The sequence below is a fragment of the Rhodanobacter ginsenosidimutans genome (assembly GCF_042655685.1).
GTDB lineage: Bacteria > Pseudomonadota > Gammaproteobacteria > Xanthomonadales > Rhodanobacteraceae > Rhodanobacter > Rhodanobacter ginsenosidimutans.
On sequence record NZ_JBHSMM010000002.1, the window covers coordinates 542,077 to 554,426 of the forward strand.

The window sequence follows — 12,350 nt, forward strand, 5'->3', positions numbered from 1 at the left end:
GCAACCACGCTGTTTTCCCGGCAGGGCCTACGCTAATCTTCGCGATGTCGGATCCACCTGCGAAACACGAGGTGGGGCGCAGGGGACGTCCTTCCAGACGGCGGGTGGGGGCATGCAGACAAGATCACGAAATCGATGGCTGACCCGGCTTCCGGGCCAGAAGAAAATCCTGCTGGCGGTGGTTCCGCTGCTGGGCTTGTTCATGCTGACCAGCGTGGTGACCCTGGGTGCGCTGCAACGCCAGGAAATCACCCGCAGCTGGGCAAAGCACACCTACGAGGTCCGATTGGCCATTGCCGACACGCAACAGGCCAGCCAGGCCATGGCGACCGGTGCCCGCGGCTACGCCCTGTCCGCAGCGCCGGCCGACCTGACCACCTTCAAGACCGGCCGCAGCCAATTCGACGAAAACCTCGCGCGGTTGCGTGACCTGGTTGCCGACAACCCGCTGCAACAAGGCCGTGTCGATCAGCTGCAGACGGTCGGGACGCAATGGGCGAATGGCCTGAACCAGACCATGGACGCCATGACCGCCGCCGGGCCGGCCGACGCCGACGCAAACTGGCACCGGCTTGCGGCCGAGCGGCTCGCGTCGCATGCCGCGCAGGCAAGCACCGTCGCCAACCTGCTCGGGCGGATGTCCGAGACCGAGCAAAAGCTGCTGGAGCAGCGGCATCACGGCCTCGTCGGCGCGCTGGACAAGCTGCGCATCTTCACCCTGCTGGCGGCGCTGGCCGGCGTACTGTTCGGCCTGTATGTCATACGCCTGACCAACCGGCTGATCATCCTGCCGGTATTGCAGATCACGCGGCAGATGAATCGCGTGGCCTCCGGCGACACCTCGATGACGGTGACGCGACTGAGCCGCCCCGACGAAATCGGCGAGCTGTCGCGGGCGCTGCAAGTGTTCAAGCAGATGGTGATCGCCACCACCGACCAGGACTGGGTGAAATCGCATCTCGCCACGATCGCCCAGGACCTGCAGAAAGCCACCACCTACCGGGATTTCGGCCAGTCGCTGACCAGCCATCTGGCACCACTGCTGAAGACCGGCGTGGCGCTGTACTACACCCACGACGCGCGCCACGAGCGGCTCGAATTGCGCGGCGCCTACGGCCTGCACGCATCGTCCGATCCCATCCAGACTTATGCCTCCGGTGACGGCCTGGTGGGCCAGTGCCTGCAGGAGCGCGCGCCGATCGTGCTCGATCGGGTACCCGAGACTTACGTGCGGGTGCATTCGGCCAGTGGCGAAGCCGTGCCTTCGCACGTGATGATCCAGCCCATCCTGTACCGCGGCCAGGTCACCGGCGTACTGGAGCTGGCCGGCTTCGAGCCGATCACCGGCTCGCCGATGGAGTTGCTGACCGAACTGCTGCCGCTGATTGCGCTGACCCAGGAAAACCTCAGCCGCGCCATCAACACGCAGGAGCTGCTGGAACGCAGCCAGCAGCAGGCCGACGATTTGCGCGCGTCGGAATTGCTGATGCGCCAGCAAAAGGAAGTACTGCGCCAGAGCAACGAGGCGCTGCACATCAAGACGCTGGAGCTGGAAGAGCAATCGCAGCGGCTGACCGTATCCGAAGAGGAGCTGCGGGTGCAGGCGGAGGAGCTGCAGGCGTCGAACGAGGAGCTGCGCGACAAGACCGACAGCCTGAACCGGCAGCGCCAGGTGCTGGAAGACCTGCAACTGGATACCGAGCACAAGGCCGAGGAACTGGCCCGCGCCAGCCAGTACAAGTCCGATTTCCTGGCCAACATGTCGCACGAGCTGCGCACGCCGCTGAACAGCCTGCTGATCCTGTCGCGCAGCCTGGCCGACAACGACACCGGCAACCTGGATGCGGAGCAGATCGAGTCGGCGCGCATCATCCACGACGCCGGCAGCAACCTGCTGCGGCTGATCAACGACATCCTGGATCTGTCCAAGATCGAAGCGGGCAAGATGGAGCTGGTCATCGACGACCTGCCGCTGGCCGACTTCGAACGCTCCCTGCGGCGCACCTTCAGTCACGTGGCGCAGGAGAAGAAGCTCGATTTCGACGTCACCATCGACGCCGACCTTCCGGCCGTGCTGCGCACCGACGGCGCCCGGCTGGAGCAGGTCGCCAACAACCTGATCGGCAACGCGTTCAAGTTCACCGTGAGCGGCGGCGTCAGCATCCGCATCGGGCGGCCCGACCCCGCCCTTGCGCTGTCGGAAAAATTCGCCGGCCAGCCACTGCTGGCCATCAGCGTCATCGACACCGGCATCGGCATTCCCAGCGAAAAATTCGAACACATCTTCCACGCCTTCGAACAGGTCGACGCCAGCACCAGCCGCCAATACGGCGGCACCGGCCTGGGCCTGGCCATCTGCCTGCGCATTGTCGAGCTGCTGGGTGGCGACATCGTGCTGCAAAGCGAAACCGGCAAGGGCAGCGTGTTCACCGTGGTGTTGCCGGAGCGGCCGCCGGAGCTGGCGGCCATGCCGGGCGATTCGACGTCGCCGACACCGTGGACGCCGGCGCCGCAGCCGCAACTGCCGACCTTGCGGTCCGAAGCGATCGAGGACGACCGGCATCACCTGGTACCGGGCCGGACCACGATCCTGGTGATCGAGGACGACCCCGCCTTCGCGCGCATCCTGACCGACATGATCCATCGCAAGGGCTACCAGGTACTGGCGGCCGCCGATGGTGAAACCGGCCTGGCGCTGGCGCACGAATACGCACCGACCGGCATCCTGCTCGACGTGATGCTGCCGGGGATGGACGGCTGGACGGTGATCGAGCGCCTGAAGGCCGACGAGGCCACCCGCCATCTGCCAGTGCATTTCATCTCCGCCTCCGGCGATGCCAACCGCGGCCGCGAGATGGGCGCCGTGGGGTTCCTCACCAAGCCGGTGAGCCGCGAAGCGATCGGCGCGGCGTTCGAGCGCCTGCTGCATTTTGCCGAGGGCCGTACGCGGCATCTGCTGATCGTGGATGACGACCGCGACTCCCGCACGGCGGTGCGCACCATGCTGCATCGCGACGACCTGGACATCGACGAGGCCGAATCCGCCGAGGACGCGCTGGAGAAGGCCAGCCACACCCGCTACGACTGCATCGTGCTCGACCTGGGCCTGCCCGGCATGTCGGGCGTGGAGATGCTGCAGCACATGGCCGACAGCGACAGCGGCGTGCCGCCGGTGGTCATCTATTCCGGGCGCGAACTCGACCGCGAGGAGAGCCGCAAGCTGCGCCAGTACACCGACTCCATCGTGGTCAAGGGCGCGCGCTCGCCCGAACGCCTGCTGGATGAAGTCAGCCTGTTCCTGCACAGCATCCAGCACAACGGCCACCGCTCCAGCACGAAAGCGCCGGTCGGCGACGAGTTGAAAGGCCACAGCGTATTGCTGGTGGACGACGACATGCGCAACCTCTTCGCCTTGTCCAAGGTGCTGCGCGGCTGGGGCCTGCTGGCCACGATGGCGCAGGATGGCGAGAAGGCCTTGAAGACGCTGGCGGAGAACCCGCCACCCGACATCGTGTTGATGGACATCATGATGCCGGGCATGGATGGCTACGAGACGATACGGGCGATCCGCGCCCAGCCTGCGTTGGCGCAGTTGCCGATCATCGCGCTCACCGCCAAGGCGATGCGCGGCGATCGCGAGAAATGCATCGAGGCCGGTGCCAGCGATTACCTTTCCAAGCCGATCGACATCGACAAGCTCGGTTCGATGATTCGCGTGTGGCTGCCGCAATGAACCCGGTCGCGTTGAATCTGTCCGGCATCGACCCCGAACTCGACGACATCGAGTTGAACCTGTTCGTGAGCGCGATGCGCCAGCGCCACGGCTACGATTTCGCGCAATACGCACCCGCCTCGCTGAAGCGGCGCGTCTATCAGCTGGTCGAGCAGCACCACACCACCAACATCAGCACGCTGACCGGGCGTCTGCTGCACGACCCCACCTTCCTGCCGCAGGTGCTGGAGGGGTTGTCGGTGCCGGTCTCGGACATGTTCCGCGATCCGCCCGTGTTTCGCGCGTTGCGCGAACAGGTGCTGCCTGCGCTGTCGGTACATCCGCGCATCACGATCTGGCAGGCGGGCTGCGCCCGCGGGCAGGAAATCTACTCTCTGGCGATCCTGCTGGAAGAAGCCGGGCTGTACGACCGTTGCCAGATCTACGCCACCGACTTCAACGACGCCGCGCTGCGCCAGGCACGCGAAGGCATCTATCCGGCGCGGGAGGCGCAGGCGTGGTCGCGCAACTACCAGGCGGCCGGAGGAACCTGCTCGCTGGCCGACTATTACAGCGCGCGCTACGACTTCATCAAACTCGATCAGCGCCTGCGCCGCAACGTGGTTTTCGCCGACCACAACCTGGTTACCGACGCGGTGTTCTGCGAGGCGCAGCTGGTGCTCTGCCGCAACGTGCTGATCTACTTTTCGAACCCGCTGCAGAATCGCGTGCTGGCGATGTTCCGCGACAGCCTGCTGCCGGGGGGCTTCCTGTGCCTCGGTCTGCGCGAGAACCTGGCGCTGGCGCCCGCCGCACGCGACTTCGAGGCTCTGGACAGCTCGCTGCGCCTGTTCCGCCGTTGCCCCGAGCCGGTTCACGATCATGAAGGCGGTTGAAACCATCGTCATCGGTTGCTCCACTGGCGGGCCGGGCGCGCTCGCGCGACTGCTCGGGGCGCTCGACCATCGGCTGCCGGCATCCGTCGTCGTGTGCAGCCACGCCGCCAGCAGCCCCCACACCTTGTGCCAGCTGCTGGCGCAGCACAGCACCCTGCCGGTGATCGAGGCTTGCGAACGCGAGCCGGTGCGTGGCGGCATGGTTCAGGTGGCGCCGCCTGATTACCATTTGCTGATCGAGCGCGGCCGCCGATTCGCGTTGTCAATCGATGAACCCGTCGGCTTCTCGCGGCCCTCGATCGACGTATTGTTCAGCAGCGCCGCCGAAGCCTACGGCGCAGGCCTGATCGCTGTAATACTGACCGGCGCCAACGCCGATGGCGCGGCGGGCCTGACGTGCGTGCGGCGCGCGGGCGGCGTCGCCATCGTGCAGCAGCCCGACGACGCTGCAGCGCCCGCCATGCCGCGGGCGGCACTGGAACTGGCGGGCGCCGACCATTGCCTGGCGCTGGATGAAATGGCTCCCCTGATCAACCGGTTGTGCATGACGTGAACACGGCGATATCCCCGAAAATCCTGGTGGTGGACGACACCCCGGCCAACCTGGTCGCCATGCGCCGCCTGCTGGCGCGCTGCGGCGCCCAGTTGCTGGAGGCCGGCAGCGGCAACGAGGCGCTGGCCTTGTGCCTGGACCACGATTTCGCGCTGATCCTGCTCGACGTGAACATGCCGGACATGGACGGCTTCGAAGTGGCCGCGCTGCTCAGCGAGACCGAGCAGATGCGCGACACGCCGATCATCTTCGTCACTGCCGCCTACGCGGACGATCTCAATCGCCTCAAGGGCTACCGCTCCGGCGCGGTCGACTACATCGCCAAGCCGATCAACGACGCGATCCTGCAGTCGAAGGTGCGGGTCTTCCTCGACCTCTATTCCGCCCGCGTGCAGTTGCAGCAGGCAATGGACGAGCTGACTGAACGCAACCAGCAGCTGCAGGTGGAAATCACCGAGCGCAAGCGGGTCGAGGCGCAAGTGCGACACCAGGCCACCCACGACATGCTCACCGGCCTGCCCAACCGCGTGCTGTTCCACGACCGCCTGCAGACCGCCATGCAACGAGGCGCGCGCCAGCACCACCCGTTCGCGCTGGCGTTGATGGACATCGACGGGTTCAAGGCGGTAAACGATACCTACGGACACCCCGCCGGTGATGCACTGCTGCAGGCGATCGGCATGCGCCTGCGCGGGCACCTGCGCTCCAACGACACCGTGGCGCGCCTGGGCGGCGACGAGTTTGCGCTGATCCTGGAGGACGTCACCGACGTGGCGCCAATCCTGGAACGCTGCCAGCAAGTGTGCGACCTGCTGGCCCGACCGTATCCGCTGGAAGGCCGCCACGGCCCCTTCGAGGCGAACATCAGCGCCAGCATCGGCATCGCGCTGTGGGAGGAAACGGCGGACGACGAGGAGCTGATCCAGGCTGCCGATCGCGCGCTTTACCGGGCCAAGGACGGCGGCCGCAACCGCTGCGCGATGGCAACGGACTGAACGCGTTACAAAGACGGCGCGGCCATGCTGCAATGGCCGCGCCTTGCCTCACGGCGAAGATCAGGCCGTGCCGTTTTCAGCCTCGCTCCCGGCCGCGGCCTGCTGCCCGCGGTCGGCCCGGGTCACCTTGGCGCGCAATTCGGACGTATCGAAGTCGTCCACCGAGATGAACTCGAACACGCCTTCGCGCACCCGCTTCAGCAACTCCAGTTCGGCCGTCGAAATGACGCCCTGATCCAGCGCCTCGTGCAGCTGGCCGACATAGTCGTGCGACTTGAACTGGCCCGCCTTCTGCGCCTTGCCGAACTTCCGCTCGACCGGCTCGGCAGCAATCACCTGGGGCAGCAAGGCTTCCATGCGACCGACGGTGTTGTTCGGCGTGGGCGTCAGGTAGATCCATTCAAGCAGGCGGTCGCGCGCCTCTCCCGGCGCCGTGATGATCGCCGCCACCCGGCGCCCCAGCCGGTCGGACGGCGGCACTTCGCGCCGGCCGAACGGAAACACCAGCACGCGCAGCATCCACGCTACTGGCCGCACCGGGAAGTTGCGGATCACGCCATCCAGCGCCATCTGCATCCGCCACACGCACTCGTGAAACGCCCAAGCCAGCAGCGGCCGATCGGCCTCGGGCCGGCCGTTGTCCTCGTAGCGTTTCAGCATGGCGCTGGCGATGTACAGATAGCTCAGCACGTCGCCCAACCGCGCCGACAGCTTTTCCTTGAACTTGAGCTTGCCGCCCAGCACGCCCATGGCCACGTCGGCGCACAACGCCAGCGCGGCGGAATAGCGGTTGAGCTTGCGGTAATAGCGGCGCGTGTAGGCATCGCCGGCGGCCTCGCCAATGGCTGATCCGGTCAAGCCAAGCACCAGGCTGCGCACGGCATTGGAGATGCCGAAACCGATATGGCCGAACAGGGCCCGATCGAACACGCGCAGTTGCTCGCCACGGTCGGCGATCGAGAGCGCCTGCATTTCCTTCAACACGTAGGGATGGCAGCGGATCGCACCCTGGCCGAAGATCATCAGGCTGCGCGTCATGATGTTGGCGCCTTCCACCGTGATCGCGATCGGCACGCTGGCCCAACCGCGGCCGGCGTAGTTCTTCGGCCCCAATTGCACGGCCTTGCCGCCGTGCACGTCCATGGTGTCGCTGGCGACCTGACGCGCCCATTCGGTGGCGTGGTATTTGGCGATGGCCGATGTCACCGCCGGCTTCTCGCCGCGATCGACCGCCGCGGCCGTGGCGCGCGACAACGCCGTGGTGGCGTAGGTGAGGCCACCGATGCGCGCCAGCGCTTCCTCCACGCCCTCGAAACGCGCAATGGCCAGGCCGAACTGCTTGCGCATGCGCGCATACGCGCCGGTGGCCGCCGTGGACGTGCGCATGGCGCCGGTGGCGTTGGACGGAAGCGAAATGGCGCGGCCCACCGACAACACCTCAACCAGCATGCGCCAGCCATGGCCGGCCATTTTCGGCCCACCGATCAGCACCGACAGCGGCACGAACACATCCTTGCCGTGCAGCGGGCCGTTCTGGAACGGGATGTTCAACGGGAAATGCCGCCGCCCGATTTCCAGGCCCGGCGTGGCGCGCGGCAACAGCGCCAGGGTGATGCCCAGGTCTTCGTTTTCGCCCAGCAGCTTGTCCGGGTCGTACAGCCGGAACGCCAGGCCGACCACGGTGGCGATCGGCGCCAGCGTGATGTAGCGCTTGTCGAAGGTGAGCCGCATGCCCAGCGTCTCGACGCCATCGACCATCTGCTTGCAGACCACGCCATGGTCGGTGATCGAGGTGGCGTCGGAGCCGGCGTACGGGCCGGTCAGCGCAAAGCAGGGAATCTCCTCGCCCACCGCCAGCCGCGGCAGGTAATGGTTCTTCTGCTCGTCGCTGCCGTAATGCAGCAGCAGCTCGGCCGGGCCCAGCGAGTTCGGCACGGCGACGGTGGAAGACACCGTGGCCGAGATGCTGGCCAGCTTCTGCAGCACGGCCGAGTGCGCCAGCGCGGAAAATTGCAGGCCACCGTATTGCTTCGGGATGATCATGCCGAAGAAGCGGTTCTTCTTGATGAAGTCCCACACCTCCGGCGGCAGATCGGCCAGCTCGTGGGTGATCTGCCAGTCGTCGATCATCGCGCAGAGTTCTTCAACCGGGCCGTCGAGAAACGCCTGCTCCTCCGCGCTCAGCACCGGCTTCGGCTCACGCAGCAGTTGCGACCAGTCCGGTTTGCCCGAGAACAGTTCGCCCTCGAACCCCACGGTGCCCGCCTCCAGCGCGGTCTGCTCGGTTTCCGAAAGTTTCGGCGTGACCTTGGCGAACATCTTCAGCAGCGGCGCGCTGATCTGCTGGCGGCGGAAACCCACCATCAGCAACGGCACCGCGATCAAGCCCTCGATCACCAGCAGGATCACCATCGTCCACGGTGTTTGCAGCACCAGGCCCACGATCACGGTGGTCACGACCGTGGCGATGGCCCACGTGCGCAGGCTGCTGCGGTGGTAGGCACAGGCACACGACGCGATCAACGCTGCCAGTACGGTCAGTATCACGGTCATCTCACTACCTCATCACGACTTGGGGGTTGCCTGCGGCTTGGCGGGCAACGGGTTGATCAAGACTTTGCACGAAGCGGGCGATTTCACGGGTGAACGCATCGTTGGCGTCACCCGCAACCATGTGGGTGGCGTGCGGCAATTCCACGTGTTGCACACCCGGCGCCACCTGCAGGAATTCCTCCACCGTGGCACGGGAGACGACGTCGCTGCGCCCACCGGACAGCAACAGCACCGGCACGTCGATATTCGCGGCCGCGGCCAGCAGCCGCGGTTGATGGCGCTCACTCTCGTGCACCATGTCCAGCAGCATCGGGTCCCAGTGCCAGCGCAGCCGTCCGTCGGCGCCCTCCCGCAACAACGGGCGCAATTGCTCACTGCTCTTGCGCTCGCGCCGCTGCGGCAGGTAAGCGGCAATCCGCTCGGCAGCCTCGGCAATGTCGGCAAAACCGTCGGGATACGCCTTCATGAAGGTCACGATGCGGGCAACGCCCTCGGCTTCCCAGCGCGGCGTGATATCCACCAACACCAGGGCGCGATACGGCCGCGGCGAAACCTCGGCGGCGGTGGCCATGCCCAGCAATCCCCCCATCGACGCGCCCACCAGAACCGGTGGCTGGGGTTGTGCGCGGGCAACGCGGACCAGGTCATCGGCAAACTGTTCGATGTGGTAGCCGCCATCACGGTTGCGCCCGCTGTCGCCATGGCCGCGCTGATCGAAGCTCACGCAGCGACATCCCTGCGCCGCCAGGGCCGCTGCCGTGGTCGTCCAGGCGCCACGTGTCTGGCCGAAGCCATGCGCGAACAACAAGGTGGGGTTGCCGGCCGGATGGACCGTTTCCACGGCCAGCTTCAGGCCGTCGGCGGCAAGCACGGATGACAGGCGATCGGTGTTTTCGACAGGATTTACCATACGACTGAGTATGGACTGCGGCGCGGGTGAACGTCCAGAGCCTCCGTCAGCAAGCCATGCCTGCGTTTTTTGCCATTACAAAACCCCGCGTCGGGGCTACCATACGCGGATGAATGCGACCAGCAAACCGGAACGAAACCGCCTCTCCGCCGAAGACTGGGAGCTGGCCGCACTGCAATTGATCGCCGAACAGGGCGTGGGCGCCCTGGCGGTGGAAGCGCTGGCACGGCGGTTGGGCGTGACCAAGGGCAGTTTCTACTGGCACTTCCGCACCCGCGAGGCGCTGCTGCAGGCCACGCTGGAACGCTGGGAGCAATATGGCGAGCGCGAGATCATCAGCCAGATCGAGCTGATCGCCGACCCGCGCGAACGCCTGCCCGAGCTGTTCCGCCGGGTGGCGCACGAATTGCAGCCGCACCGGGTTTACGCGGCTTTGCTGAAGGCGCTGGACCACCCGCTGGTGGTACCGGTGATGGCGCGCGTCTCCAGCCGTCGCACCGAGTTTCTGGAAACCGCCTACCGCCAGGCTGGCCTGGCACCGGCCGATGCGCTCAACCGGGCGCGGCTGACCTACGCCGCCTACGTCGGCTTCCTGCAATTGAACTTCACCCTGGGCCTGCCCCGGCTCAGTCACGATGAGTTCGATGCCTATGTCGAGCACATGATCGCCACGCTGATCCCCGCCTGAGCGCATAACCGGCCGACGCGTTCAAACGTTTTCGCAACGCGGCGCATCCATGCTGGCGATATGATCGCTGCCTGCCCCGACCTCGGAAAACCCATGTCGCCCGCGCCGATCGACGCCATCGACACGGACGACGTACACGCGGCCGCCGCCGGTGACCGCCATGCCTTCGAGCGCCTATACCGCCTGCACATCGGCCGGATCTACGGCGCCGTGCATCGGCTGGCCGGCTACGACCATGCACGGGCCGAGGACTTGACCCAGGAGGCCTTCGTGCGCGCTTGGCAGAAGCTGCCCGGCTTTCGCCACGAAAGCGCGTTCGGCACCTGGCTGTACCGGCTCGCCGTCAATGTGGCCTTGATGGATATCCGCGCGCGCGGCGCCGACCCGGTACGCATGGTCGACGACGACCACCTGCCCGATCTGGGCGAAGCCCCGTTCTGCGCCGCCGAGCGCGACGAGCTGCAACGGGCGATCGGCAAGTTGCCGCCGGGCGCACGCGCAGTGCTGGTCCTGCACGACATCGAAGGCTGGCGACACGAGGATATCGGCCACGAGCTGGGTGTGGCCGTCGGCACCTCAAAGGCACAGTTGCACCGCGCCCGCCTGCTGTTGCGCAACGCTCTGGGAGAGCCGCGATGAACGAATTCGAATGGCGACGCCAACTGCGCGACTTGCGCCAACCCTTAATGCCGCAGCACGACCTTTGGCCGTCCATCGATGCAGCGCTCGATCGGCCTGCCGCCGCCGCTGAAACGACGGCGAAGGCGCCACCGCGCCGGTCACGCCAGCGGCTCGCCCTGGCCGGCCTGGCAGCCTCGGCCCTGCTGGTCGCCGGCATCGGTTGGCAGCTCTGGCCCATGCGGCACGCACCCGATGTCGTCCGTACCGACGTCGCTGCGCCCGTCTGGAAGCCCTCCGACCCCCGCCTCACCGGTGCCGCCGTCGAACTCGCTGCGGCACGGATGGAATTGCAGCAGGCCCTGCAACAGGCGCCAGATTCCCCTGCCCTGCGGCGGCTGCTGGAGCGCACCCGCCTGCAACAGGCGCAATGGCAGGGGCGGATGCGCGATGCCGGCTGATCACCCAGGAATGACCATGCAAACCACTCGCCTTGTTCCGCTGCTGCTGTGCCTGTGCGTGGGCCAGGCGCTCGCCGGCACACCCATCGACCTGCGCCACGCCGCCAGCGCCCGCACCCATCTCGAGATCAGCAATGTCAAAGGCGCGGTCAGCGTCATCGGCTGGGATCGGCCGGAGCTGCAGGTCAGCGGTGAGTTGGGCGATGGCGCCCAGCCGCTTGCCATCACCGGCCAGGGGCCGACGCTCTCGCTCAAAGTCGAACCCGAAGGCGGTGGCGGCTGGTTCGACTGGGGCCGTGACAAGACGATGGAGCCGACCTCGTTGATCGTGCATCTGCCGCGTTCCGCCTCCGTGGATGTACACGTCGTCAGCGCGACATCGAGCATCGAAGGCATCGACGGCGGCGCCATCGCCGTGAACACGGTCAGCGGCAAAACCCGCATCAATGCCATGACCCCATCACTCAAGGTGGAAAGCGTCAGCGGCAACATCGAGCTGTCCGGCCACGCGCAGGATGCCGAGCTGCAGACCGTCAGTGGTGACATCCTGGCGCCGGTGCTGGGCGGCAAGGTGAAGCTGCAGACCGTGTCCGGCGGGATCGAAGCCGCGGGCGGCCCCTGGCAAAGCTTTTCACTCAGCACGGTATCGGGCGATGTCCGCCTGAAAGGGGCTTTGGCCGAAGGTGGCGAGCTGGGCATCGACAGCATGAGCGGCGACGTGCAGTTGCAACTGCCAGCGGCCACCTCCGCAACGCTGCACGCCAGCACGTTCAGCGGGGACTTGCGCAGCGACTTCGGCAAGCCGGATGAAGCCAGCCACGGGCCGGGCAGCAGCCTGGAAACGCGGATCGGCGGTGGTCGCGGCAGTATCACCGTCGAAACATTCAGCGGCGACCTGCGTATTCGCCAGCAGGATTGAGCACCGGATGCGCCGCCCACAAAAATGCCGTCGCGAGGACGGCAT

At 66.5% G+C, this 12,350-nt stretch carries 10 protein-coding genes; 8 read left to right on the forward strand and 2 right to left on the reverse strand.

Features of this window, described 5'->3' with window-relative positions:
- Window positions 1-112: 112 nt before the first annotated feature.
- The 4 genes from ACFPK0_RS12375 to ACFPK0_RS12390 are packed head-to-tail and all read left to right on the forward strand — an operon-like array spanning window position 113 to window position 6,156.
- Window positions 113-3,733 carry a response regulator gene (locus ACFPK0_RS12375; RefSeq protein ID WP_377341097.1) on the forward strand — a complete coding sequence of 1,207 codons (3,621 nt, stop codon included), beginning with the start codon at window positions 113-115 and terminating at the stop codon, window positions 3,731-3,733.
- Window positions 3,730-4,608 (forward strand): CheR family methyltransferase, encoded by an 879-nt coding sequence (locus tag ACFPK0_RS12380; RefSeq protein ID WP_056085377.1) that lies wholly within the window; start codon window positions 3,730-3,732, stop codon window positions 4,606-4,608. The genes ACFPK0_RS12375 and ACFPK0_RS12380 overlap by 4 nt, the downstream gene beginning before the upstream one ends.
- Window positions 4,595-5,161 (forward strand): chemotaxis protein CheB, encoded by a 567-nt coding sequence (locus ACFPK0_RS12385; RefSeq protein WP_377341100.1) that lies wholly within the window; start codon window positions 4,595-4,597, stop codon window positions 5,159-5,161. The genes ACFPK0_RS12380 and ACFPK0_RS12385 overlap by 14 nt, the downstream gene beginning before the upstream one ends.
- Entirely contained in the window at window positions 5,149-6,156 is a 1,008-nt protein-coding gene (locus tag ACFPK0_RS12390) for a diguanylate cyclase domain-containing protein (RefSeq protein ID WP_377341102.1), read from the forward strand. Before ACFPK0_RS12385 ends, ACFPK0_RS12390 begins: the two co-directional genes overlap by 13 nt.
- 60 nt (window positions 6,157-6,216) lie before the next feature.
- On the opposite strand, the gene ACFPK0_RS12395 is transcribed toward ACFPK0_RS12390, so the two are convergent.
- Window positions 6,217-8,709 (reverse strand): acyl-CoA dehydrogenase, encoded by a 2,493-nt coding sequence (locus tag ACFPK0_RS12395; RefSeq protein ID WP_056608300.1) that lies wholly within the window; start codon window positions 8,707-8,709, stop codon window positions 6,217-6,219.
- 4 nt (window positions 8,710-8,713) lie between these two features.
- Window positions 8,714-9,619 (reverse strand): alpha/beta fold hydrolase, encoded by a 906-nt coding sequence (locus tag ACFPK0_RS12400; RefSeq protein WP_377341105.1) that lies wholly within the window; start codon window positions 9,617-9,619, stop codon window positions 8,714-8,716.
- Between the two features lie 109 nt (window positions 9,620-9,728).
- On the opposite strand from ACFPK0_RS12400, the gene ACFPK0_RS12405 reads away from it, so the two are divergent.
- The 4 genes from ACFPK0_RS12405 to ACFPK0_RS12420 all read left to right on the forward strand — a co-directional run bounded on the left by ACFPK0_RS12405 (window position 9,729) and on the right by ACFPK0_RS12420 (window position 12,305).
- Entirely contained in the window at window positions 9,729-10,307 is a 579-nt protein-coding gene (locus ACFPK0_RS12405; protein WP_007080640.1) for a TetR/AcrR family transcriptional regulator, read from the forward strand.
- 93 nt (window positions 10,308-10,400) lie between these two features.
- On the forward strand, window positions 10,401-10,946 hold the full coding sequence (locus ACFPK0_RS12410) for an RNA polymerase sigma factor (RefSeq protein WP_056085592.1): 546 nt from the start codon (window positions 10,401-10,403) through the stop codon (window positions 10,944-10,946).
- On the forward strand, window positions 10,943-11,386 hold the full coding sequence (locus ACFPK0_RS12415) for a hypothetical protein (protein ID WP_377341108.1): 444 nt from the start codon (window positions 10,943-10,945) through the stop codon (window positions 11,384-11,386). The genes ACFPK0_RS12410 and ACFPK0_RS12415 overlap by 4 nt, the downstream gene beginning before the upstream one ends.
- Before the next feature lie 16 nt (window positions 11,387-11,402).
- A complete protein-coding gene (locus ACFPK0_RS12420) occupies window positions 11,403-12,305 on the forward strand; it encodes a DUF4097 family beta strand repeat-containing protein (protein ID WP_056085593.1) in 903 nt (300 codons plus the stop codon).
- Window positions 12,306-12,350 lie beyond the last annotated feature (45 nt).

What these genes read in the sequence shown, in the direction of transcription:
- ACFPK0_RS12375 (WP_377341097.1), top strand. Translation starts at nt 113, where the DNA reads ATGCAGACAAGATCACGAAATCGATGGCTGACCCGGCTTCCGGGCCAG.
- ACFPK0_RS12380 (WP_056085377.1), top strand. Translation starts at nt 3,730, where the DNA reads ATGAACCCGGTCGCGTTGAATCTGTCCGGCATCGACCCCGAACTCGAC.
- ACFPK0_RS12395 (WP_056608300.1), bottom strand. Translation starts at nt 8,709, where the DNA reads ATGACCGTGATACTGACCGTACTGGCAGCGTTGATCGCGTCGTGTGCC.
- ACFPK0_RS12405 (WP_007080640.1), top strand. Translation starts at nt 9,729, where the DNA reads ATGAATGCGACCAGCAAACCGGAACGAAACCGCCTCTCCGCCGAAGAC.
- ACFPK0_RS12385 (WP_377341100.1), top strand. Translation starts at nt 4,595, where the DNA reads ATGAAGGCGGTTGAAACCATCGTCATCGGTTGCTCCACTGGCGGGCCG.
- ACFPK0_RS12400 (WP_377341105.1), bottom strand. Translation starts at nt 9,619, where the DNA reads ATGGTAAATCCTGTCGAAAACACCGATCGCCTGTCATCCGTGCTTGCC.
- ACFPK0_RS12420 (WP_056085593.1), top strand. Translation starts at nt 11,403, where the DNA reads ATGCAAACCACTCGCCTTGTTCCGCTGCTGCTGTGCCTGTGCGTGGGC.
- ACFPK0_RS12410 (WP_056085592.1), top strand. Translation starts at nt 10,401, where the DNA reads ATGTCGCCCGCGCCGATCGACGCCATCGACACGGACGACGTACACGCG.
- ACFPK0_RS12415 (WP_377341108.1), top strand. Translation starts at nt 10,943, where the DNA reads ATGAACGAATTCGAATGGCGACGCCAACTGCGCGACTTGCGCCAACCC.